Origin of the sequence: Thalassobius sp. MITS945101, from assembly GCF_047123305.1 — a bacterium.
In the GTDB taxonomy this organism is placed as follows: Bacteria; Pseudomonadota; Alphaproteobacteria; order Rhodobacterales; family Rhodobacteraceae; genus Thalassobius.
Map to the genome: position 1 here is coordinate 4,170,643 of NZ_CP138918.1, position 22,057 is coordinate 4,192,699.

Consider the following 22,057-nt stretch of genomic DNA (forward strand, 5'->3'; position numbering starts at 1 on the left):
GCGCCCTTTTGGGCGCGTTTTGTATGTTTGGATCCGTCCCTCAGCCCCGGCGGCTTTCGGGGTGCAGCGCGGTGCCAAGGATATGATCGGCGCTGGAGATCACATGGCTAGCGGTGGACACGATCAGCGGATCCGGTGTGCCAACCACATCGTGGTCCTTGCCCGGATACTCCAGCGAGGCGAGGAAATGTTTCATACAGTTCAGCCGCGCCCGTTTTTTCTGGTTCGACTTGATCACCGTCCAGGGGGCATCGGCCGTATCGGTGTAGAAAAACATCGCCTCCTTCGCCTCGGTGTAGCCGTCCCATTTGTCCAGCGACGCCTTGTCAATCGGTGACAGTTTCCACTGTTTCAACGGATCGGTCTCCCGCGATTTGAAACGACGCAGTTGTTCATCCTGGGTGACGGAGAACCAGTATTTATACATCTGAATGCCCGACCGCACCAACATCCGCTCCAACTCGGGCGCCTGCCGCATGAACTCCAGATACTCCCCCGGCTCGCAGAACCCCATGACCCGCTCAACGCCGGCGCGGTTATACCAGCTGCGATCATAAAGCACGATTTCCCCCGCCGTTGGCAGGTGGTCGATGTAACGCTGGAAATACCATTGGCCGCGCTCTTCGTCCGTTGGTTTGTTCAGCGCCACCACCCGGGCCTGACGCGGGTTCAGATGTTCGGTGAACCGTTTGATGGTGCCGCCCTTGCCCGCAGCATCCCGGCCTTCAAACAACAGCACGAATTTTTGACCGGTTTCCTGCGCCCAAAGCTGCACCTTCAACAATTCCGCCTGCAGCTTGGCTTTTTCGGCCTCATAGGCGGTGCGGCTCATCTTTTTCTTGTAGGGATACTCCCCCGATTCAAAGGCATGGCGCACATCTTCAATCGAAGGGGCTGATGCGGTGACATTCTCGGCCTTTGGTCCGGCCTTCGCGGTCGTTGCAGGGGCGGCCCCGTTCTGGGCTTTGGACACAGCTTGTTTGGGCGCAGCAGGTGCGGTCATGGGCATCTCCTTTTTGATGTGTTGGTAGAAGGATAGCGCCAGTTGCGCAAACCCGCCTTGATACACGTCAACAGCCGTTACAAATCTGCCACCTTTCCTAGGATCCAACGTAGAATTCGCCCCCCAGCCCCCTTGACGCGCCCCCCGCGCAGACAGCACTTTCCCCCCCTAACAATGGCTGCCATAATGCAGCCCCAACCAAGCATAAACGAGCAGCCAGAAAGCAGCCCAACCTATGGCCAACGACCTCCTCGCCGGACAGCAAGAAGACTATAACGCCTCCTCGATTGAGGTGCTGGAAGGGCTGGAACCCGTCCGCAAACGCCCCGGCATGTATATCGGCGGCACCGATGAGCGGGCGCTGCACCATATGGTGGCGGAAATCCTCGACAACTCGATGGACGAAGCGGTGGCCGGCCACGCCAACCGGATCGAGGTTGAGCTGAACGCTGACTATTCGCTGACTGTGCGCGACAACGGCCGTGGCATCCCAATCGACCCGCACCCGAAGTTCCCCGACAAATCGGCGCTGGAGGTGATCCTGTGTACCCTGCACGCTGGCGGCAAGTTTTCCGGCAAGGCCTATCAGACCTCGGGCGGTCTGCATGGGGTGGGCGCATCCGTTGTGAACGCGCTGTCGGATTCGATGGTGGTGCAGGTTGCGCGCAACAAAGAGCTGTTTGAGCAGCGTTTCTCCCGTGGCATCCCGCTGGGGGCCGTGGAGAAAGTCGGCGCCGCCCCCAACCGACGCGGCACCACAGTGACCTTCCACGCGGATGAGCAGATCTTTGGCAAACACCGGTTCAAACCGGCCCGCCTGTTCAAATCCATCCGCTCCAAGGCGTATCTGTTCTCCGGCGTTGAAATCCGCTGGAAAACCCACATCGATGACGGCGAAACCCCGACCGAGGCGACGTTCCACTTCCCCGGCGGTCTGTCCGATTACCTAAAGGAAACGATGGCCAAGGCCTCGACCTATGCGGAACAACCTTTTGCCGGCACCGTGGATTTTCAGGAGAAGTTCGGCACCCCCGGCAAGGTGGAATGGGCGATCAACTGGACGCCATCGCGAGATGGGTTCATCCAGTCCTACTGTAACACCGTTCCCACCCCCGAAGGCGGCACCCATGTCGCCGGGTTCTGGGCGGCGGTGCTGAAAGGCATCAAGGCCTACGGTGAGCTGGTCAACAACAAGAAGGCGGCCTCGATCACCCGCGACGATCTGATCACCGGTGGCTGTGCGCTGGTCAGCTGCTTTATCTCAGAGCCGGAATTTGTCGGTCAGACCAAAGACCGTCTGGCCACTGTGGAAGCCCAGCGGCTGGTGGAAAACTCGGTCCGCGACCACTTTGACAACTGGCTGGCGGCCGATACCAAATCCGCTGGTGCGATCCTTGATTTCCTGATCCTGCGCGCCGAGGAACGGCTGCGCCGCAAGCAGGAGAAAGAGACCCAGCGTAAGACCGCCACCAAACGGCTGCGCCTGCCCGGCAAGCTGACCGACTGTTCCGCCACCAACCGCGAGGGCACGGAGCTGTTCATCGTGGAGGGCGACTCGGCCGGTGGCTCGGCCAAGATGGCGCGGAACCGCAAAAACCAGGCGCTGCTGCCGCTGCGTGGTAAAATCCTGAACGTGCTGGGCGCGGCGTCGTCCAAACTGGGATCCAACCAAGAGATCAACGACCTGACTCAGGCGCTGGGTGTCGGCCTGGGCACCAAATTCAACGTCGATGATCTGCGCTATGACAAGATCATCATCATGACCGATGCGGATGTTGACGGCGCCCATATTGCGGCGCTTCTGATGACCTTCTTCTTCACCCAGATGCGGCCCATGATTGACGCCGGTCACCTCTACCTTGCCTGCCCGCCGCTGTTCCGCCTGACCCAGGGGGCCAAACGGGTCTACTGCGTCGATGAGGCAGAGCGGGATGAATGGCTGGAAAAAGGTCTGGGCGGCAAAGGCAAGATCGACGTCAGCCGCTTCAAAGGTTTGGGGGAGATGGACGCCAAAGACCTGAAAGAGACCACCATGGACCCCGCCTCACGCACCCTGATCCGGGTGACGATTGATGAGGATGAACCGGGTGAGACCGGCGATCTGGTGGAACGTCTGATGGGCAAAAAACCCGAGCTGCGCTTCCAATACATCCAGGAAAACGCGCGGTTTGTGGAGGAGCTGGATGTTTAATCCAGCGCCTTAACGCTCGAAGTGGTTTCTCAGTGTCCATGCTTTGTTCACTGGGTTTTGCTGCACTACTCCTTCAGCTTTAAGCATTTCCAGAAGCGTGCGTGAAATGTGGCCTTCATGTTCTACGTGACCTGAGTAGTTTCCTAGCGTCCGGCCAATCTCAGAGTTCCTCAGCCCACCATCTGGCGCATTGGAAACCACTTCTCTAACGAGTGACTTCAACGTTGCGATTGCATGCTGCGCAGCGTGGTATTGCTCACCAAAATCGTTCATTTTCTACCTGCTGTGTTTTCCACAACCTAAAGAAAAAACACAACAACCTTCAACGACTTTTCCGCGCCCAACCCGAGGGCGGCTTTTCGCTTGCCTAGCCCTTGCTGGCCTGCCCTAACCATGCAACGAGAACCACCGTTGCAGAACGCGCCCGCCCATGGGGGCGGGGTCGGGCGCAGTCAGACGCTTTGCGTCTGACATGAGTGGCAACTACCTAGCCCAGCTGTCCCTCATGCAGCCGTCGCAGCGCCGCCTCACAGAGGCCCAGTTCCAGCCATTGGCATCCCTCGCAGAGCTTTGACAGATCCCCCGGCAGGACGTTCTGGCGGATCCGTTCCAGCGCTTCGCCCCAGGTCAGTTCTTCGTGTGGGTCAAACTTCAGTGCCAGTGCGTGGGCGCGGTCGAGGCGGGAAATACCTTGTTGGTTCACACAGGACCTGCCCCGTCGTTTGGGACAGGGGCCGCAGATGTCATCGGCGTAGCCCACCACCTTCATCGGTGTCGCCTCGCCCCCCGGGGCGCGCAGTCTGTCCAGCACGATGGCAGTCATATTGTCGGTAAATTCGCCCGAATAACCTTTGCCCTCATAGCCGATGGCGCAGAGGAAATGGTGTGGGCGGAAGCGGACAGAGTCGGTCATGGCGCGCACCATAACGGCAAACGCAGCGCGGCACGATGGTTTTGGCTCCGGTCTGGGGGCCGTATCTGGGGCCGTATCTGTAACCCGTCAGCTTCGGGTGGCGGTGATCAGGGCGGCGGCGGCCTCTTCCACCTCGGCCAGGGTGACATCCAGATGGGTCACAACCCGGAAGCGCTCGGGCCCTTCGGCGTTCAGACGAATGCCCTGCTGCGCCAAAGTGGCGGCAATCTGGGCGGTGGTCTGACCGCTGGCAGAAACGTCGACAAAGGCGATGTTGGTTTCCGGCGTTCTGGGACTGGCCACCAGCCCCTGCGCCCCTTGCAGCAGGTCGGTAAAACGGCGGGCCTTGGCGTGATCTTCCTCCAGACGTGGCAGGTTGTAGGCCAGCGCATAAAGCCCCGCCGCTGCCAGTACACCGGACTGGCGCATCGCCCCGCCCAACCGGTGTTTCCACACCCAGGCCCGCCGGATAAATTCGTGAGAGCCCGCCAAAACGGCGCCGACCGGACAGCCGAGGCCTTTGGACAGATCGATCCAAGCGCTTTCGAAGCCCTGACAGAAATCGACCGCAGGCACATCGGCCCCCACCGCGGCATTCATCAGCCGCGCCCCGTCCATATGCAGGATCAGCCCTTCCTTTGCCGCCAGGTCCCGCAGCTCCGCCAGAACGTCCAGCGGCCAGATTGCCCCACCGCCCGAGTTGGTGGTCTGCTCGACAGAGATCAGCCGCGACACCGGCGCGCGGTCGCGGGGCGCGCGCAGACGTGCGGTGACATCCTCGGCGGTGAAGATCCCGCTGTCCGTGGGGATGGTGGCTATCTGAGCGCTCGCAAGGGCGGCCGCCCCTGCCCCTTCAGAGCGGAAGATATGCGAATTGCCAGCGGCAAGGATTTCATCGCCCGGACGGCAATGCACCAGGAATGCAATCTGGTTACACATGGTGCCAGAGGGCAGAAAAATCGCATCCTCCATGCCCAGCATCCGCGCCACCTCGGCACAGAGCGCCAGCGTGGTCGGATCTTCTCCGCGTTGCTCATCACCGGTCTCAGCCTCCGCCATCGCGGCCAGCATTCCGGCCGAGGGCCGGGTTGACGTGTCGGAAATCAGGTCGATACGATATTTCATGCTGCTCTCGGTTCTCAGAACGGCAATTCAAGTTCCGAGAGCAGCACAGCCGCCTGCGCCCCATGCATGTCGCGGTCAAAACGCGATCCTTGCACAGTGGGGCGCGGCACACTGATCTTGATGACGTTTAAGGATGCGATCTCAAACCGTTTCAGGCTATGTGGATCGACCTTGAACAGGCCTGCAACCATGTCATTGCGGATGACCTTGCGCAGGGTCGCAAAGGCCTCAGGTGAGTTGCAGAAAACGTCGATGGTGACCCAGAACGGGCCTGCATTTTTCGAGCGCGCCTTGGCGCCGATGTCAGCCAGTTTCGCCATGTCAGACCTCCGTCAACTCAAGGCGGAAGGCCGCCATAGGATCATCCAGCACCATCACATGGTTCAGGCAGAACTCGTAAAGCGCCCCACGGTCAGATTGCGCTGGCGAATAGGGGAAAGCAAAACTGGGCAGCTCTTCGTCCTTGGTCAGCGGATGATGCAGCAGGAAAGGGTTGATCAGCTTGCCGATCTCGGAACAGGTCTCCGGGCTGTCCGCAGTGATGATGCCCACCACCCCAACCTCTACCGGCTCCCCCATTTTGGTTTCCAGATCGCCAAAGACCGAATTCACGCCGATCAGGCGGAATTCCAGATCATAGTCCTCTTGATGCAGGTCCATCCGCGTAGCGATCAGGTCGCGCACAAAGGCCTCGAGGCTGGCAGCCCATTCGCGGGCGTTTTTGACGTAATGCTCGGTCCGCAGCATGGCCATGATCGTGGTCTGGTAACCGGCCATACGGGCGCCTTCCAGCTTCACGGTGTAATCTTCGGCTGGCACCCATATGCCGCCCTCAACCCGTACCTGACGGTCGTTGAGTGCGGTGTAACGTGCCTCGGTCACATCCAGGTATCCACCCGGCTCAAACAGTTGAAACGGATCCGAATTTTCATAGAGCATATGGGCCGAGACAGAATGCGGCGTGCAGCGCGCGGCCTCAGCCATTGGGGTGACAGTGAAGCCGGTCTTGTCAAACTCCACCAGGATCACACCAGAGGTTGGCTGCGTCGAACACAGCGCTCCACATTCGGCGATCTTGGCCCCATGCCACGCCCCACCGGCATGGTCGCCGTTCATCAAGGGCAGCGCAGCAACGGTGGCGGTGTCAGTGGTGCGGCCTGCGATCACAATATCGGCACCGGTGGCAATCGCGGCGCCGATCTGTTCTGCACCGGCCAGTGCTACAATGTTGGAACATTGGCTAAGAATTTCAGGAGAGATGCCGGGATCAGGCGACAGCGCGGTCACGCGGCCCTCGGTCAGAGCCTCAGACACGCGGGCCTCTGGCTGATTGGAATAGATCCGGGCGATTTTGAGAGACTGGCCCAGCTCCTTGGCCAGTTCCACGGTGATGTCATACATCCAGTCGACAGTGCTGTCGGTGCCACAGGTTCCGGCGGAGCCGATGACCAGTGGCACCGCAGCGTCTGCTCGTGCCTGCATCAGTTGTTTCCACTCGGCCTTGTTGGCCGCGCGGGAGTATTTGGATGTTCCCGTGCCCAGGTAGAATGGGCCACTGTCGGTCGAGCCGCCATCGATGCAGATGATGTCAGGCTTTTCGGCAAGGCCACGTTTCAGGGCGTCGGGGTCAAACCCCAGGCCCAGAACACCGGCGGGCACGAGAACTTTGGTCATGGTTTAGTCCGTTACACGTTGGGGCTTTTTCAGGATGCCGCGCAGGAACATCGGCGCAACGAAGCCAGCAATTGCCACAACCCACAGGCCAATCGCAATGGGCGAAGACCACAGGTAGGTCACATTGCCATCCGACAGCACCATGGCACGGCGCAGAGCGTCTTCCATGTGGCCACCCAGCAGGATGCCCAGGATGATCGGCACGGTTGGCACGTCCAGCTTACGCAGAACCCAGCCCAGTACACCGAAGGCCACCATCAGCAGCAGGTCGAAATAGCTGCCCGAGAGCGAGAAGATGCCCACGAAGCTGACCATGGTCACGCCCGGCAGCAGGATCCACGGCGGAACCGACAGAACCTTCACAAAGACCTTCACCATCGGCACGTTCATCAGAAGCAGCACGAAGTTGGCGATCAGAAGCGAGGCGATCAGGCCCCAGACCACTTCGGGACGTTCGGTGAACAGGGTCGGGCCAGGGGTGATGTTCAGCGTCATCAAGAGCGCCAGCAGAACCGCCGTGGTACCAGAACCCGGCACGCCCAGGGTCAGCATGGGCACCAGCGCCCCACCAGCCGCCGCGTTGTTGCCAGCCTCAGGGGCCGCCACACCGCGCGGCACACCGGTGCCGAACTTACCTTCTTCACCGGCAATGGATTTTTCACCCATATAGGCCAGGAAAGAGCCGAGCGACGCACCTGCACCCGGCAGAACACCAGCAACAAAGCCGATCAACGAACCACGCAGCTGGGTCCAGCCGGTGGAGATGATGTCTTTGAACGGGATCCGCACCTTGTCCAGTTTCACACCGATCGAGGTGTTCTTGCCGTGGCTTTCGATGAAGAAGAAGACCTCAGCGATGGCGAACAGACCCACGATGGCAACCAGGAAGTCGATGCCGTCAAAGAGGTGCAGGTTGCCAAAGGTCAGACGCGGCAGGCCGGAGTTGTTGTCCACGCCGATCATCGCGATGCCCAGACCGATACAGGAGGCAATCGCCGCCTTGGCCTGGTTGTTGGAAGCAATACCGCCCAGCGTGGCGAAGGCCAGCATATAGAGCGCAAAATACTCTGCCGGACCGAACTGGAAGGCCACACGCGCCAGCAGGGGCGCCAGCAGCATCAGGCCGATGGTCGACAGGAATGCACCGGTGAAAGAGGCCACGCCCGAAATCACCAGCGCGTCACCCGCGCGGCCCTGTTTGGCCATTGGATAGCCGTCAAGGGTGGTCATCAGGGCCGGTTCATCACCGGGAATGTTAAGAAGGATCGAGCTGATCCGGCCGCCATACATGGCGCCGTAATAAACAGCTGTCATCAGCACCAGAGCCGAAGTGGCGTCGAGCCCCATCGAGAAGGTGAGTGGGATCAGGATGGCAACGCCGTTGGACGGGCCCAACCCCGGCAAAGCGCCGATGATGGTGCCGATGAAGCAGCCGAAGACCGCCAACATCAGGGTGAACGGACTGAGCGCGATGCCGAAGCCGATCGCGAGGTTAGCAAACAGGTCCATGTGGGGGTCTCCCTAGCCGTAGTATGCGGCGGGCAATGCGAAGAGGCTTAGGCCCAGCGCAAATTTGAAGATAGCGAACAGTCCCAGCGAGAGGCCAGCACCAGCAAGGGCGGCAGGCACGGGTCGGGGGCTGATCTGATAGCTGAGGATGGCAGCCGTCACAGCAGTAGGCAGCAGGAAGCCGAGAGGCTTCAACGCGTAGGCATAACACACAAGCACGATAACCGAGAACAAAAGCGCGCCGAGCGTTTGCAGCTGGGGCCATTCAGGGTCTTCATCGGGGCGCAGTACCACGATGATGCCACAGATGGCCGCAACGGCACCAATCAGCATCGGGAAGGTCTTTGGACCCACCGGATCCGAGAGGAAGCTCGTCTGAATCTGCGTGGCGCTAGCGATGTATGCTAGCGCCACCAGAGTGACGACCGCTCCGAAGATACGGTCAGAGATCATTACTGGATCACTCCAATTTCTTTGGACAGGGTACGGATTTCCGCAACCACGCCGTCTACGTAGGATTGGAAGTCACCGCCAACTTTGGTGAAGGGGGCCAGGCCATTTGCGGCCATGGCTTCCTGCCACTCAGCGCTGTCAGCAACTTTCTGCAGGCGGTCTGCCCACATGTTGAAGGTGTCGTCGCTTACGTCCTTGGGAACGTAGAGACCACGCCAGTTCACCGCGACCACGTCGATGCCTTGCTCTTTGGCGGTCGGGATGTCTTCAAAGCCGGGCACACGCTCTTCGGTCAGAACGGCCAGGGCGCGCACGTCGCCCGACTTCAGGAAGCCAACGATTTCGGACATGTCGCCCGACATCGCCTGAGTGAAACCACCAACGGTCTGGGTGATGGCGTCTGCGCCACCGTCAACCCCGATGTACTTCACGGCTTTTACGTCTTCGATACCTGCGCGCTGCAGGATCATCAGCGGCTTCAGGTGGTCAAAGCCACCCACAGCGGAACCGCCAGCGAAGGCCAGCTTGCCGGGGTTTGCTTTGATGTCGTCAACCAGATCGTTCAGCGACTGGTAGGGGCTGTCAGCAGCCACAACCACAACGCCCGGATCTGCACCGATGGCACCCACGAAACGAACCTGGTCAGCCGTCATGCCTGCATACGCGTTCTGGGCCAGACGGGTCGAGGTTGCCGAAGAGGCCGCAACGATCAGGTCTGCGTCATCACCACGTTCAGTCACAACGTGGGTAAAGGCCAGACCACCGCCGCCACCGGCCATGTTGGTCACCTGAACAGGCTTATCAACAGCACCGATGTCATGCATGATTTTGCCGATCTGACGGCAGGTGAAGTCCCAGCCACCGCCCGGGTTTGCCGGTGCGATACATTCTGCGGCCGAAGCTGCGCCAGTGACGCCGAAGCTCATGACTACAGCGCCAGCCAGGGACGCAAATTTGCGATTCATCATTTTTCCTCCCAATGTGCATTGCACATCTATTTGATTTCAGACAGGATTCGCGGTGTTCCTCCGCCGCTCAGAATCCTGACACCTCCGATAGTATGGGGGTAACCTGTCACCGACCTGTCGCGAGTGAGATTCATGCGTTTCCTACTGGTTGAAGATAACCAAAACCTTGCCGAAGCCGTCAGCACACGCCTGGCAATGGACGGCCATGCTATTGATATGGCTGGATCTTTGGGGGAGGCGCAGGATTACCTTGCCTATTCCAGCTATGACATTGTGCTCTTGGATCTGACGCTACCAGATGGCGATGGACGCCGGTTTCTGGGCCAGTGCCGCGCTGCCGGAAACGATGTACCTGTCATTGCGGTGACAGCACAATCTGACGTTTCCTCCCGAGTCGAAGTGCTGGATGCCGGGGCGGATGACTATATCTCAAAGCCGGTGAACTTCGCCGAACTTGAAGCCCGCTGTCGTGCCGTGCTGCGCCGCCGGGGCGGCGCCTCGCACAATGTTCAGCAATTTGCCGACTTAGAATTCGATCCGCTGCGGGCCGAGGTCAAAGTGGCCGGAGAACCCCGAGAATTGCGCAACCGCGAAATGCGGCTATTGGAGATATTCTTCTCCGGTCCTGATCGGATCTATTCCAAGGTGCAGATCGGTGACCGCCTGTTTTCCAGCGCCGAGGAGATCTCGGAAAATGTGATCGAGGTCTATGTCGCCCGCCTGCGCAAAAAGCTGGATGGCAGCCGCGCGCAGATTGAAACCGTGCGCGGGCTTGGCTACCGCCTGTCGGAGCGCGGTTAGATGGTGCGCGCACCCCAAGCCGGATCGATCCAGCGCCGTCTGGCGCTGTCGCACCTGTTGTTGGGAGCGCTTGCTTCGATCTGCCTGTTTCTTGCCATTCGTTTTGTCGCGTTCCAGACCGCCGAAGCGACCCAAGACAACCTGCTGCGCGCCGCCGCCAATACCATTGCGGAACAGATCGGCTCCAGCGGGGATCAGGTCATCGTCAAACTGCCACACTCTGCCTTTGCCATTCTGGAAACCGCCGCGCAGGACCGGATTTTCTACAATGTGCGGGTGAACGGCCAATCGATCACCGGATATGAGGATTTCCTGCCGCCCGACGCCACCCGGCGGGTGCGCGATCCATATTCCTTTTCGCTGGGCTACCGCGGATTTGACCTGCGTGCGGTAGTGCTGAACTCCTCTGCGCCGGCGGGTTCCGAGCTGCAGGAGGTCACCATCCTGATCGGGCAGACCCAGGACGCGCAACAGGCGGTGGCAGACCGCTTTGCCGCCTGGGCGATCCTGATTTCCGCTGGTATTTTTCTGGGATTGGCGGGTCTGGGGGCCATTACAGCGCAACAGGCGCTGCGGCCCCTGCGCGATGTGACCGGCGCGGTTGAGCGACGTGGCCCCAATGACCTGCGCCCCTTGCGTCAGCCCACCCCAGTGGAACTGACCCCGCTGACCTCGGCGCTGAACGACTTTATTCGCCGCCTGCGCCATTCCCTGCGCCGTTCGGAAACCTTTATTGCCGAAGCCGCCCACCATATCCGCACCCCTCTTTCGACGGTTAAGACCGAAACCGAGATTGCGCTACGGCGCACCGAATGTGACGACACCCGCCGCGCACTGCGCAAAGTCCTGTTCTCGGTTGAGGAAAGCGCCCGCTCTGCCAGCCAGTTGCTGGCCTATGCCACGGTGACCCAACGCTCAGACTCCACCCCGCTGGAGCGGATGGATCTGAAAACCAAGGTCCAAGAGGCCTATGACGCCCTGTTCCCGACGGCGGATCTGAAAGACATCGAGATGCATTTCACCGCCCAAGGCCCCTGTTTTGACATTCAGGGTGACGTGCTGATGATTGAGATTTCCCTGCGAAATCTTATCGACAACGCGATCAAATACTCGGACCCTGACAGCCGGATCGACCTTAATTTGCAATGCGACGGAGACAGCGTAGTACTCACTATCCGTGACCAGGGGCGCGGTCTGGGTGATGTCAGCCCCAAACAACTGTTTGGCCGTTTCAAACGTGGTCCGGAAACCGCTGGGATTGTCGGCACTGGCATGGGGCTGTCGATTGTCAACGAAGTGGCTCGTTCGCATGGCGGGCAGCTGTACCTCTCCAACAATGAGGAGCGCGGCACATGTGCAGAGCTGTCCTTTCCCTGCCTGTCCTAAGGTCCCTGTGTATTTCTCTGCTGGGCCTCCTGCCACTGCAGACGCAGGCGCAGGCACAGACGCAGGCGCAGGCGCAGGCGTTTGAGATTGAGGCGCATGTCCGGTTTGACAGCGCAATGGAACAGGCCGAGCTGCGCCTTTTGTCGGTAACCGACCTGTCTGCTTTTGAGCCATTGATCCGTGATTACCAGATGCGCAACCCGACGGTGAGTGTGGACTACACGCAGGTTTCGTCACGAGAGCTCTACAAAGCGGTGGCGGCGCAGGAAGTAGCGTTTGACGTGGCCATTTCCTTTGCCATGGACCTGCAGATGAAACTGGCCAACGACGGGTTGGCGCAGGATCACCAAAGCCGCACCAGCCGCGCCGCCCCGGCCTGGTCACGCTGGCGCCATGAGGTCTTTGGGTTCACCGCCGAACCGATTGTGGCAGTGACTTCGGAGCGTGGATTTGAGGGCCTCCCCCTGCCCCACACCCGGCAAGAGCTGATTGCCTTGATGCGCGATCATCCCGACCGGTTTTCGGGCAAGGTGGGCACCTATGACATTCGCACCGTCGGCACCGGCTATCTGTTGGGAACACAGGATGCCAACCGGTCCGAAGCCTATTGGCGTCTGGCCGAGGTGATGGGCGCTCTGGACCCGCAGCTCTATTGTTGCTCCAGTGAAATGCTGGACGATATTGGCACAGGCGAATTGCATCTGGCCTATAACGTTTTGGAAAGCTACGCAAAATCACGTCTGGATCAGCAAGGGGGTGGGCAAATCCTGAGGCTGCAGGACTTTACCCATGTGGTGATGCGCTCGGCGCTGATCCCGGCCAATGCGCAAAGCCCAGAACTGGCGGGCAGTTTTGTGGACTATCTGCTCAGCGCTGAGGGGCAGTCCAAAATCGCGTCAGAAACCGCCTTCCCGCCGCTCAGCAGCTATGACGCTGCCAGTGGCGGGCCGCTGCGGCCGATCCGGTTTGGGGTCACCCTGTTGGCCAATCTGGATCGCCTGATGCGTGACAGGTTCATTGCCGCCTGGGAAGGGGCTTTGCGGCTGAACTGAGCGCCCCGCGATAAGCCCCCTAACCCAGAACACGACACAGCGTGTGGATGACCTTGATGTCCTCCTGAAAATCCTCGTTCCCCGGCAGGTAGGGCAGTGGGGCAGAAATATGATGCACTGACCACAGACCCGCCGCCGCCAGATCCTTCAGCAGCTTCGGATAGCGCCGCACCGCCCAAAGATCCGAACGCATGGTGAAGGCAATCATCCCATCCGGGCGCACGATGCGGCAAAGGTCCCGCATCAGGGCCGCGCCATCTTCGATGTAGGTCAGTACCCCAACAGAGACCGCCGCCTCATAGCTGCTATCCGCCGCAGGCAGTGGCAGTTTTTGCAGGTCACATTGGGTCAAAGCGCGGTAGCAGCCCCGTTCGGCCGCCAAAGCCAGCGATGCTGTCGAGATATCAAGCCCGTCTATGTCGAACTGCCCCCTACGCACCAGTTCGGCCCCCATGCCACCGGTGCCGCAGCCCACATCCAGAACCGCTGCCCCAGTGGGCAACAAAGGCACCAGCAAATCCGCCGCATCCGATGGGGTGGCATAGCGCCAGTCCTTCAGCGTCTCATCGTAGCTGGCGGCCCAGCTGTCATAATAGTCTTCCACCACACCGCTGTCCGTGCTGCCCGCGCGCAGCGACACCAGCCCCGCCTTATCCTCTTTTTCTGCACCACTCATGTCGCCCTCCCGCGTCTCCTGCGTTTCAGGCTAACGGTTGGGCGGCAAAAATCCATATTTCATTGCTCGGGTCGCAGAAACGCAAAAGCCCTCCCCGTTTCCGGGAAGGGCTGTTACCGAGAAGACCTCAGTTGTAATTTAGAAGTGGACCGAGCGTGCGCCGGCCGGCTTTTCCAGTGGCGGGGCAAATTTGGTCAGGTCGATGCCTTCAACGGCGACCTTATACTCTTCCAGCGTGGGCGTGCGGCCCAGGATCGCCGAGAGAACAACCAGCGGGGTAGAGCCCAGCAGCGATTCACCTTTCTTGGTGGCGCTGTCAGCAACTACACGGCCCTGGAACAGGCGGGTCGAGGTGGCCAGAACGGTGTCACCCTTAGCGGCCTTTTCCTGGTTGCCCATGCAGAGGTTACAGCCGGGACGTTCGAGGTACAGGATGTTCTCGTACTCGGTCCGGGCTTTCTCTTTCGGGAACATGTCGTCGAACTCAAAGCCCGAGTACCTCTGCAGGATTTCCCAGTCACCCTCGGCCTTCATCTCATCGATGATGTTATAGGTCGGTGCGGCCACAACCAGCGGCGCTTTGAACTCGACCTTGCCGTTGGCTTTTTCCAGGTTCTTCAGCATCTGAGCCACGATCTTGATGTCGCCCTTGTGCACCATGCAGGAGCCAACGAAGCCCAGATCCACCTTCTTCTCAGCCTTGTAGTAGCTGATCGGACGGATGGTGTCGTGGGTGTAGCGCTTGGAAACATCCGCGTTGTTCACGTCAGGGTCGGCGATCATCGGTTCAACGATCTGGTCCAGATCCACCACAACTTCGGCGAAGTATTTGGCGTTGTCATCCGGGGTCAGGGCCGGTTTGTCACCCGATTTGATCTCGGCGATGCGGGCATCTGCGATGGCGATCAGCTTGGCCAGCATGCCATTTTCATGCTCCATGCCTTTGTCGATCATGATCTGGATGCGCGATTTCGCCAGCTCCAGCGAGCCAACCAGCGTGTCATCGTTGGAGATACAGACCGAGGCTTTCGCCTTCATCTCTGCAGTCCAGTCAGTGAAGGTGAAGGCCTGGTCCGCCAGCAGCGTGCCGATGTGCACTTCGATCACGCGGCCCTGGAAGACGTTGTCGCCATGCTGTTCCAGCATCTGCGCCTGCGTCGCGTGCACCACATCACGGAAGTCCATGTGATCGGCCATTTTGCCCTTGAAGGTCACCTTCACGGACTCAGGGATCGGCATGGAAGCTTCGCCAGTGGCCAGCGCCAATGCAACCGTACCCGAGTCTGCACCAAAGGCCACGCCTTTGGACATACGGGTGTGGCTGTCACCGCCGATGATGACCGCCCAGTCATCCACGGTGATGTCGTTCAGCACCTTGTGGATCACGTCGGTCATGGCGTGGTATTCGCCCTTCGGGTCACGACCAGTGACCAGACCGAAGTCGTTCATGAACTTCATCAGACGTGGGGTGTTGGCCTGCGCCTTCACATCCCAAACCGACGCGGTGTGACAGCCCGACTGATAGGCGCCGTCGACGATGGGCGACACAACGGTCGCGGCCATGGCTTCCAGTTCCTGCATGGTCATCAGACCAGTGGTGTCCTGCGAGCCAACAATGTTGACCTTCACACGCACATCCGAACCGGCGTGCAGGGTTTTGCCCGGAGTGGTGCCAACCGCATTGCGGTTAAAGATTTTCTCAACCGCGGTCAGACCCTGGCCCTCATGGCTGATCTCTTTCGACGGGGCAAAGACCGGAGTGGCCTCAATGCCCAGCGCTTCGGCGGCAAATGTCTGCAGCTTCTTGCCGAAGACGATGGCGTAAGAACCGCCCGCCTTCATGAACTCGGCTTTCTGCGGGGTGAAGGCAGCGGACACATCAGCCAGCTCTTCGCCGTCTTCGCTCAGCAGCGTCTTGGCTTTGGTGTTGATCTTCAGAACGGTGCCGGTCTCAACCGAGTATTTCTGCTCAAGGATCGGGTTGCCGTCGTTGTTCAGGATGGCATTGCCGTCCTCATCAACTTTCTTAACCCAGTTTTTCAAATCCAGACCGATACCGCCGGTCACACCCACGGTGGTCAGGAAGATCGGCGAGATGCCGTTGGTGCCAGCCACGATCGGGGCGTAGTTCACAAACGGCACATAGGGCGACGCCTGTTTACCGGTCCAGAGCGCCACGTTGTTCACGCCCGACATCCGCGACGAACCCACACCCATGGTGCCTTTTTCCGCGATCAGCATGATTTGCTTGGTCGGGTGTTGCAGCTTCAGCTCTTCGATGTGCTTCTGTGCAGCTTCAGTGATCATGCACTTTCCGTGCAGTTCACGGTCGGCGCGGCTGTGCGCCTCGGCACCTGGCGACAGCAGATCGGTCGAGATGTCCCCTTCGCCCGCGATGAAGGTCACGATCTCGATCTCTTCATCCATGTCCGGCAGCTTGGTGAAAAACTCGGCTTTGGCGTAGCTTTCCAGCAGATCCTTGGCAACTGCATTGTCCGCGTCCAGCGCGTCCTGCAGGCGGGCCATATCCGCATCATAGAGGAAGACCTGAGTCTTCAGCACGCCTGCGGCGGCTTTGGCAACAGATTCGTCCGCGCCCAGTGCCAGGTCCAGCAGCACCTCAACCGAAGGGCCACCCTTCATGTGCGACAGCAGCTCAAAAGCAAACTCGGCCGAGATCTCTTCAACGGACACGGTGCCCAGGATGATCTCTTTCAGGAACTTCGCCTTCACACCCGCGGCGCTCGTGGTGCCGGGCAAGGTGTTGTAAATGAAGAAGTTCAGCGAATCTGCGCGGTGCTCATTTTCCAGATCTTTGATCTGCGAAATGAGCTCTTCCACCAGAGCGCCGTCATCAATCGGCTTAGGGTTCAAACCCTGCTCTTTACGGGTGGAAATCTCATTCAGGTAGTCTGTGTACAAGCTCATGACGATCCTAGCGATTTAGTTTTGGCTGCGACCCGACCCCGCAGGATCAAGCCGTTTGGCGAGCTGGAGGCGCTCATTGTATGCCGCTGTATACCAAACAAGACAAACTTGCAAGAATGCCGGTCGCGCCAATCTGCCTCAGCCCATCAAATCGCGTTACAATTTGGACATGCGGGCGGCTGCGGCGGGACCGGTTTGGCAGGGACCAAACGGCACTGTCATCAGGTGCGCCTGCTCTACAGGGTTTTCGGCGCGAAGCGAACCCCTTGCAACTCGCCTCTATTCATTTTGAATAGGACCAAAGTGCAAAAGGAGCTCGCCCGTGACCACAGATCGGCGCAAATTTACCCGCGAAGGCGCAGAGGTGCGCAAAGAGGCACTGATCCAGGCCACCCTTGATCTGGTGGCCGAAAAGGGGGTGGCGGGGGCCACCGTGCGGGCGATTTCCGACCGGGCCGCGGTCACACAGGGCCTGGTACGGCACTATTTCCACAGCAAAGAGGCGCTGATCCAGGCCGCCTTTGCCTATCACATGCGCAGCCTCACCGATCTGGCCGAAGCCAGCGGCGGCGGCGTGGATGCTAAGGCGCGGCTGGCAGGTTTCCTACGCGCCTCGCTGGAGCCGCCGGTGGTGGAACCGCGCGCGCTGGCACTGTGGTCCGGTTTCATGAGCCGCGTCCCGGCAGAGCCGGAGATGCGCCAGATCCACGCCGAAAGCTACGTCTATTTCCGTGACAAACTGGAAGGTCTGATTGCCGCCGCCCTGCGGGAGGCTGGGCGCGATCCTTCGACGGCCGAGTTGCGACGACTGGCCATTGCCTGCAACGCGGTGGCTGACGGGCTGTGGTTGGAAGGCGGCGCCTTACCGGATGCCTTTGCCACAGGGGAACTGGCCGAGATCGGGCTGGAGGCAGTGGGCAGGCTCCTCGACCTGCCGTTGCAGTGACTTAGCCCTTGGACCGCCAGACGGGCGCTGTGACCTCCAGAATAGCGGGCCCCTGCCCTTGCGCCAAAGCTGTCAGCGCAGTGGTCACCTGATCGGCGACATCGGCAACCTTGGCATAGCGCATCCCGAAGGCCTGCGCGGTCAGGGCAAAATCCGGTGGCGTCGGTGTGCAGCCAACAACCTCAACCTCGGCGCTTTCCATCGCGGTGGCAATTTCACGGTAGCCGGCATTGTTCCAGATCACAAAGAGAACCGGCAGGCCTTCCTCTTGGGCGACCATCATTTCGGTCAGGGAAAACTGCGCCCCGCCATCCCCCGTCAGACAGATCACCGGGCTGTCAGGATCGGCCAGCGCCACCCCGATCGCCGCAGGAATGGCATAGCCCAACGCGCCATATCCGGTGGCCGAGTTGAACCAGCCGTCCAGCCGGTCGGGTTCATAATACAGGTTGCCAGCATAGACCGGCTGCGTGGAATCCCCAACAATCCGCGCCTTGGGTAGGGCATCACGGATTGCATTCAAAACCTCGACCTGCCGACGATAGTCCGGCCCGATCTCTTCCCAAGCCGCTTGCCGTGCGGTTTCAGCGCGGGCCGCCCCATTGGCGGCTTTCCGGTCAGCCAGACGCTCTAGCGCCGCTGCAACAAAGGCTGCACTGTCGGTTTCGATACTGATCGAAGCCGACCGCCGCGACAGCTGTTTTAGGCAGATGTCCACCCGGATCAGGCCGGGCATCGCGGGATAGCGGCCTATTTCATACATGTCGTAGTCGGTTGGCCCCAGCTCGGTCCCCAGCGCCAAAACGCAGTCGGCCTGCCGGATCAGATCCCGCACCGCGGTCAGGCTCGGGCTGGCGGGCACGCTGAGCGGATGGTCAAACATCACCCCGCGCCCATTCACCGTCTGCACAACGGGGGCGTCCAGCCGCTCTGCCAGATCTCGCAACGCTGTCGCATGTTTCGCCCCGCCGCCAGCCAGAATCACAACCTGTTTTGCGTCCTCCAGCTTGGTCAAAGCGGCGCACAGATCGGGCAAAACGGGTGGCGCAGCCCCCTGCGCGACCTCTGCCAGATCAACAGCCGTCTGCCCCATCACATCCAGCGGCACCTCGATATGTGTTGGCCCTGCACGGCCAGCTGTAAACGGGGCAAAGGCCCGGTCCAGCGCCTCGTTAAGTTCCTCCGGCGTAGCAACATGTTGAGAGGTCAGGGCGACCTGCGCCATCAGCCCGCCTTGGTCCGGCAGCTCATGCAAATGCCCCCAGCCCTTGCCCAGCGACGGTCCTGCATTCACCCCTGAAACCACCAGAATCGGCACAGAGTCCGCACGCGCCTGTGCCATCGCGGTTACCGCATTGGTCAGCCCCGGTCCGGTAATGACAAAAGCCACCCCGGGTTTGCCAGAGGCACGAGCATAGCCATCAGCCATAAACCCCACCCCCTGTTCGTGGCGCGGCGTGATATGGCGGATGCCGGAACGCGCCAGCCCACGGTAAAGCTCAATCGTGTGCACGCCAGGGATGCCAAAAACATGTGTGACGCCACGCGCCTTCAGGCCAGTAACCAGCGCCTCACCAACGGTTTGCTGTGTGACCGATGTGCTCATACCGCCTCCTCCTGCCGCACCGCACCGTGGGCTCTGGCATGGCGGATGATCCGCTCCACCGCATGGTCAAAAGCACTATCCTCAATGGTCAGCGCCACCCGCACCCAGTGGTGCAACCCGTCGCCAAAAGAGGTGCCGGGCATCACAGCAACGCCGTGATCCAGCAGGTCCCAGGCATAAGCCTCCCCTGCCATGCCGGTTGCCGTGGTCTCAATCAGGCAGAACATCCCCGCCTCCGGCATCGCCACGTTCAGCGTGGTTGCGGCCGTGACCCTCTCGGCCAAGCGGCGCGCGCGGGCCTGAAAGCGACCGGTCATCTCTGCCGCCACAGAGGAGCCATCGCGGATCGCCTTGGTGGTCATATCTGCGATGAAGGGCTGGTTGCCAAACAGCATGGTTTCCGACAGCGGCAATAGCGCCGCGCAAAATGCCTCAGGCCCGACACACCAACCGGACCGGAACCCCGGCGCCGCATGGGATTTGGAGATTGAGGCGACCGAAACCACCCGATCCGCAATTTCAGGCAATGCCAGGGGCGAGGTATAGGCAACACCGTCGAACACCAGCTCCTCATAGACCTCATCCGACAGGATCCAGAGGTCGTGGGCCATTGCCAGTTCCCCAATGGCCTGTAGATCCTGCTTTGTCAGGATCGCCCCCGTGGGATTGTGCGGTGAGGTCAGCAGGATCGCCCGACTGCGCGGGGTAATGCGGGCGGCGAGGTCTGCCGCCTGCATGCGAAACCCGTGTTCCGCCCTCAGCGGCACCGGCACCACCTCCGCGCCCGAGGCACGGATGACACCTTCGTAGGTGGCATACATCGGATCACCGACCAGCACCTCATCCCCCGCCTCTGCCATTGCGGCAATACAGGCATAAAGCGCGGTCTGGGTGCCGGGGAAGGTCAGGAAATTCTCAGGGATAAATCGACGCGGCCAACGCGCCGAGTAACGGGCGGCCAATGCGTCAAGCAATGCGGCCTCACCACGGCCATTGGAATAGGCCGTGCGACCCGCGTGCAGGGCGTCAACGGTGGCGGAAACCAGATCGGCGGGGACCGGCACGTCCGGTTCACCAATGGTCATTTCGATGATGTCTGACCCCTTGGCAATCCGCGCGCGGGCTTCGGAATAGACCGCCCATTTCGCGCCCCCAAGCCCAGCCAATCGCCGTGTCACATCCGCAAATCGCATCGGACCACATCCTCTTCTCAATCTTCGCAATTACAATTGTTATACGTTCGTATAATTTTACATGTCAATCCTCCCCTCTCTCCGAAGCTCCTGTCGCAAAATACGGCCACAAAAAACGGCCCCTCCCATGCGGGAGAGGCCGTCAATCTAATCTTGTCTGGCGGGCTTAGCCGTTGGCGCGCAGCAGTACCTGAGCCACCATGTCGTGGTCCAGCCACAGAACCGGCCCACTGGGGGCGCTGGTTTCGGTGAAGATCAGCTCACCGGTCGCGCTCAGCACGTGCTGGCTCAACTCGTCCGAAATCAGCTCTTTGCGGTTCTCGTGCATCTCCACAATCTCTTGCGAGGTGCCAACGGTTGCCTCAACCTGATCGGCGCTGTTCTGCATCGGCCAGGCAGGGAAGTTGTAGAAGCCCTGCATCAGTTCGGATTTCTGATAGTCGGAGACTTTGGTCAGAACGTCTTCCAGCTGAACACCGTCTTTCAACAGGTCCTGACAACGTTGCCACAGTGCATCGGCCCAAGCGCCGCCACCTTCGGTTTTGAACGCAGTCAGCAGCGGCAGCAGCGACAGTTCGATACCGGCAAAGACATCCGACGAATTGGTGCGGATTTCGGGGCAGTTAAAGACGGTGGCCTTGATACCTTTGTCCCAAGCCGCTTTGGCGTGGTCTTCCAGACGCATCTTGGCGTAGCCCTGGGTGTAGCTGGTGTAGGTCTGCCACTGGTATTCGCCACCAATCAACACGCGGGTGCCGTGGTAGCCGTAAGCGGTGTAGCGCACTTCGCCACCTTCCGCTTCAATGCGGTTGCGGATCGCCGCCGAGGCGTCCAGCAAATGGCCAAAGCTGTTGGCCGTCACATCGTCAAAGTTCTGCAGGATCAGTTTGCCCAGATCGCTGTCCAACAGCGCCTGCGACGGCATGTGACGTTTGCCACGGCCTTTGTAGATGCGGTTGGCAATGGCCATGAACACTTTGGCGCGCGGGATACCACCGGCCATGGTGTGGGCGAAAAACACGTTTTTGCCAGCCGGGATCATCCCGTCCAGCTGGGCCATGATCTCGGCCAGTGCGGTTTTGAAACGCTCGGTGCCTGCCTCACGGCATTTCGCCAGATGATCCCAGTCCAGCTTGTGTTCCTGCCAGCCATCGATGGTCATCTCATTGACCAGATCGGTGGGGGTGGCGGTGCCTTCGGGCGCATCCATGTCAAAGCCCGCCATCAGCGGCACATTGATGATCTTGCCGCCCAGGTTCTCTTCGGCGGCTGCATGTTCTTCTGTGGTGAGAGCGCGCAGGCTGCCATCGTCCTCACGGCGGCCCACAGTGATCCCGATCACCGACATGCCAGCGGCCTTGGCCTGATCCAGCAGACCGGTCGCATAGCCGCGACCAAACAGTTCGCCGAACAGAACAAAGACGTCACCTTCGCGGAACAGAGTGTTCTCGCTCAGCGACTGAAGAGGAATCGAAGTGGTCATCATCATTTTCCAAATGGTTATTTTGAGATCGTTTTACCCAACTGCGGCGCAGGCCCCAAGGGGTTTCGCGGCTCTTTTAAGCGCAGCGGCCCGCAAAAGCACCTGCTGGCGGGCTTTGCGAGGGGAATTGTTGCCTCATTGCCCTGTTCA

General features: G+C 60.2%; 19 protein-coding genes. 5 read left to right on the plus strand and 14 right to left on the minus strand.

Annotation, left to right across the window (positions count from 1 at the left end; genetic code table 11):
- Positions 1–40: 40 nt before the first annotated feature.
- Positions 41–1,003: a polyphosphate kinase 2 gene (gene ppk2, locus SIC14_RS20430; RefSeq protein WP_412563742.1), complete on the minus strand. Its 963-nt coding sequence runs from the start codon at positions 1,001–1,003 to the stop codon at positions 41–43.
- A 235-nt stretch (positions 1,004–1,238) separates the two neighbouring features.
- Here ppk2 and parE point away from each other — a divergent pair, with 235 nt between their 5' ends.
- Positions 1,239–3,194, plus strand: coding sequence for a DNA topoisomerase IV subunit B (gene parE / locus SIC14_RS20435; RefSeq protein WP_412563743.1), 1,956 nt, complete (start codon positions 1,239–1,241; stop codon positions 3,192–3,194).
- Between the two features lie 9 nt (positions 3,195–3,203).
- Here the strand turns inward: parE and SIC14_RS20440 are convergent, their stop codons facing one another.
- The 8 genes from SIC14_RS20440 to SIC14_RS20475 form a co-directional block, all read right to left on the minus strand.
- A complete protein-coding gene (locus tag SIC14_RS20440; RefSeq protein WP_412563744.1) occupies positions 3,204–3,467 on the minus strand; it encodes a hypothetical protein in 264 nt (87 codons plus the stop codon).
- Between the two features lie 214 nt (positions 3,468–3,681).
- Complete coding sequence (locus SIC14_RS20445) at positions 3,682–4,107, minus strand: DUF1284 domain-containing protein (RefSeq protein WP_412563745.1); 426 nt, start codon at positions 4,105–4,107, stop codon at positions 3,682–3,684.
- Between the two features lie 87 nt (positions 4,108–4,194).
- Positions 4,195–5,232 (minus strand): threonine aldolase family protein, encoded by a 1,038-nt coding sequence (locus SIC14_RS20450; protein WP_412563746.1) that lies wholly within the window; start codon positions 5,230–5,232, stop codon positions 4,195–4,197.
- A 14-nt stretch (positions 5,233–5,246) separates the two neighbouring features.
- Complete coding sequence (locus SIC14_RS20455) at positions 5,247–5,552, minus strand: DUF4387 family protein (protein WP_412563747.1); 306 nt, start codon at positions 5,550–5,552, stop codon at positions 5,247–5,249.
- A 1-nt stretch (position 5,553) separates the two neighbouring features.
- Positions 5,554–6,906 (minus strand): acyclic terpene utilization AtuA family protein, encoded by a 1,353-nt coding sequence (locus SIC14_RS20460; RefSeq protein WP_412563748.1) that lies wholly within the window; start codon positions 6,904–6,906, stop codon positions 5,554–5,556.
- A 3-nt stretch (positions 6,907–6,909) separates the two neighbouring features.
- Positions 6,910–8,415, minus strand: coding sequence for a tripartite tricarboxylate transporter permease (locus SIC14_RS20465; protein ID WP_412563749.1), 1,506 nt, complete (start codon positions 8,413–8,415; stop codon positions 6,910–6,912).
- Positions 8,416–8,427: 12 nt separating this feature from the next.
- Positions 8,428–8,868, minus strand: coding sequence for a tripartite tricarboxylate transporter TctB family protein (locus tag SIC14_RS20470; RefSeq protein WP_412563750.1), 441 nt, complete (start codon positions 8,866–8,868; stop codon positions 8,428–8,430).
- Positions 8,868–9,833, minus strand: coding sequence for a Bug family tripartite tricarboxylate transporter substrate binding protein (locus SIC14_RS20475; protein ID WP_412563751.1), 966 nt, complete (start codon positions 9,831–9,833; stop codon positions 8,868–8,870). The genes SIC14_RS20470 and SIC14_RS20475 overlap by 1 nt, the downstream gene beginning before the upstream one ends.
- 135 nt (positions 9,834–9,968) lie before the next feature.
- Between SIC14_RS20475 and SIC14_RS20480 the strand changes: the two genes are divergently transcribed.
- The 3 genes from SIC14_RS20480 to SIC14_RS20490 are packed head-to-tail and all read left to right on the plus strand — an operon-like array spanning position 9,969 to position 13,075.
- Positions 9,969–10,637, plus strand: coding sequence for a response regulator transcription factor (locus tag SIC14_RS20480; RefSeq protein ID WP_412563752.1), 669 nt, complete (start codon positions 9,969–9,971; stop codon positions 10,635–10,637).
- Positions 10,638–12,023, plus strand: coding sequence for a sensor histidine kinase (locus SIC14_RS20485; protein ID WP_412563753.1), 1,386 nt, complete (start codon positions 10,638–10,640; stop codon positions 12,021–12,023).
- Entirely contained in the window at positions 11,990–13,075 is a 1,086-nt protein-coding gene (locus SIC14_RS20490; RefSeq protein ID WP_412563754.1) for an ABC transporter substrate-binding protein, read from the plus strand. The genes SIC14_RS20485 and SIC14_RS20490 overlap by 34 nt, the downstream gene beginning before the upstream one ends.
- A gap of 19 nt (positions 13,076–13,094) precedes the next feature.
- On the opposite strand, the gene SIC14_RS20495 is transcribed toward SIC14_RS20490, so the two are convergent.
- Positions 13,095–13,751, minus strand: a complete 657-nt coding sequence (locus SIC14_RS20495) for a class I SAM-dependent DNA methyltransferase (protein ID WP_412563755.1) — start codon at positions 13,749–13,751, stop codon at positions 13,095–13,097.
- A gap of 138 nt (positions 13,752–13,889) precedes the next feature.
- Positions 13,890–16,679, minus strand: a complete 2,790-nt coding sequence (locus tag SIC14_RS20500) for a bifunctional aconitate hydratase 2/2-methylisocitrate dehydratase (RefSeq protein ID WP_412563756.1) — start codon at positions 16,677–16,679, stop codon at positions 13,890–13,892.
- A 322-nt stretch (positions 16,680–17,001) separates the two neighbouring features.
- Between SIC14_RS20500 and SIC14_RS20505 the strand changes: the two genes are divergently transcribed.
- Positions 17,002–17,625 carry a TetR/AcrR family transcriptional regulator gene (locus SIC14_RS20505; RefSeq protein ID WP_412563757.1) on the plus strand — a complete coding sequence of 208 codons (624 nt, stop codon included), beginning with the start codon at positions 17,002–17,004 and terminating at the stop codon, positions 17,623–17,625.
- 1 nt (position 17,626) lies between these two features.
- Here SIC14_RS20505 and SIC14_RS20510 read toward each other — a convergent pair whose 3' ends face one another.
- The 3 genes from SIC14_RS20510 to SIC14_RS20520 form a co-directional block, all read right to left on the minus strand.
- A complete protein-coding gene (locus SIC14_RS20510; RefSeq protein WP_412563758.1) occupies positions 17,627–19,231 on the minus strand; it encodes a 5-guanidino-2-oxopentanoate decarboxylase in 1,605 nt (534 codons plus the stop codon).
- The gene (locus SIC14_RS20515; RefSeq protein ID WP_412563759.1) at positions 19,228–20,424 is read right to left on the minus strand and encodes a pyridoxal phosphate-dependent aminotransferase; all 1,197 of its coding nucleotides are present in this window, start codon (positions 20,422–20,424) and stop codon (positions 19,228–19,230) included. The genes SIC14_RS20510 and SIC14_RS20515 overlap by 4 nt, the downstream gene beginning before the upstream one ends.
- Before the next feature lie 166 nt (positions 20,425–20,590).
- Complete coding sequence (locus SIC14_RS20520) at positions 20,591–21,907, minus strand: enoyl-acyl carrier protein reductase FabMG (RefSeq protein WP_412563760.1); 1,317 nt, start codon at positions 21,905–21,907, stop codon at positions 20,591–20,593.
- Positions 21,908–22,057 lie beyond the last annotated feature (150 nt).

Bases quoted from the DNA above. Each gene is read 5' to 3' on its own strand.
- SIC14_RS20450 (WP_412563746.1), bottom strand. From the start codon at position 5,232: ATGAAATATCGTATCGACCTGATTTCCGACACGTCAACCCGGCCCTCG.
- SIC14_RS20515 (WP_412563759.1), bottom strand. From the start codon at position 20,424: ATGCGATTTGCGGATGTGACACGGCGATTGGCTGGGCTTGGGGGCGCG.
- SIC14_RS20480 (WP_412563752.1), top strand. From the start codon at position 9,969: ATGCGTTTCCTACTGGTTGAAGATAACCAAAACCTTGCCGAAGCCGTC.
- SIC14_RS20455 (WP_412563747.1), bottom strand. From the start codon at position 5,552: ATGGCGAAACTGGCTGACATCGGCGCCAAGGCGCGCTCGAAAAATGCA.
- SIC14_RS20490 (WP_412563754.1), top strand. From the start codon at position 11,990: ATGTGCAGAGCTGTCCTTTCCCTGCCTGTCCTAAGGTCCCTGTGTATT.
- SIC14_RS20440 (WP_412563744.1), bottom strand. From the start codon at position 3,467: ATGAACGATTTTGGTGAGCAATACCACGCTGCGCAGCATGCAATCGCA.
- SIC14_RS20465 (WP_412563749.1), bottom strand. From the start codon at position 8,415: ATGGACCTGTTTGCTAACCTCGCGATCGGCTTCGGCATCGCGCTCAGT.
- SIC14_RS20510 (WP_412563758.1), bottom strand. From the start codon at position 19,231: ATGAGCACATCGGTCACACAGCAAACCGTTGGTGAGGCGCTGGTTACT.
- SIC14_RS20460 (WP_412563748.1), bottom strand. From the start codon at position 6,906: ATGACCAAAGTTCTCGTGCCCGCCGGTGTTCTGGGCCTGGGGTTTGAC.
- SIC14_RS20470 (WP_412563750.1), bottom strand. From the start codon at position 8,868: ATGATCTCTGACCGTATCTTCGGAGCGGTCGTCACTCTGGTGGCGCTA.
- ppk2 (WP_412563742.1), bottom strand. From the start codon at position 1,003: ATGACCGCACCTGCTGCGCCCAAACAAGCTGTGTCCAAAGCCCAGAAC.
- SIC14_RS20485 (WP_412563753.1), top strand. From the start codon at position 10,638: ATGGTGCGCGCACCCCAAGCCGGATCGATCCAGCGCCGTCTGGCGCTG.
- SIC14_RS20520 (WP_412563760.1), bottom strand. From the start codon at position 21,907: ATGACCACTTCGATTCCTCTTCAGTCGCTGAGCGAGAACACTCTGTTC.
- SIC14_RS20500 (WP_412563756.1), bottom strand. From the start codon at position 16,679: ATGAGCTTGTACACAGACTACCTGAATGAGATTTCCACCCGTAAAGAG.
- SIC14_RS20445 (WP_412563745.1), bottom strand. From the start codon at position 4,107: ATGACCGACTCTGTCCGCTTCCGCCCACACCATTTCCTCTGCGCCATC.
- SIC14_RS20495 (WP_412563755.1), bottom strand. From the start codon at position 13,751: ATGAGTGGTGCAGAAAAAGAGGATAAGGCGGGGCTGGTGTCGCTGCGC.
- SIC14_RS20475 (WP_412563751.1), bottom strand. From the start codon at position 9,833: ATGAATCGCAAATTTGCGTCCCTGGCTGGCGCTGTAGTCATGAGCTTC.
- parE (WP_412563743.1), top strand. From the start codon at position 1,239: ATGGCCAACGACCTCCTCGCCGGACAGCAAGAAGACTATAACGCCTCC.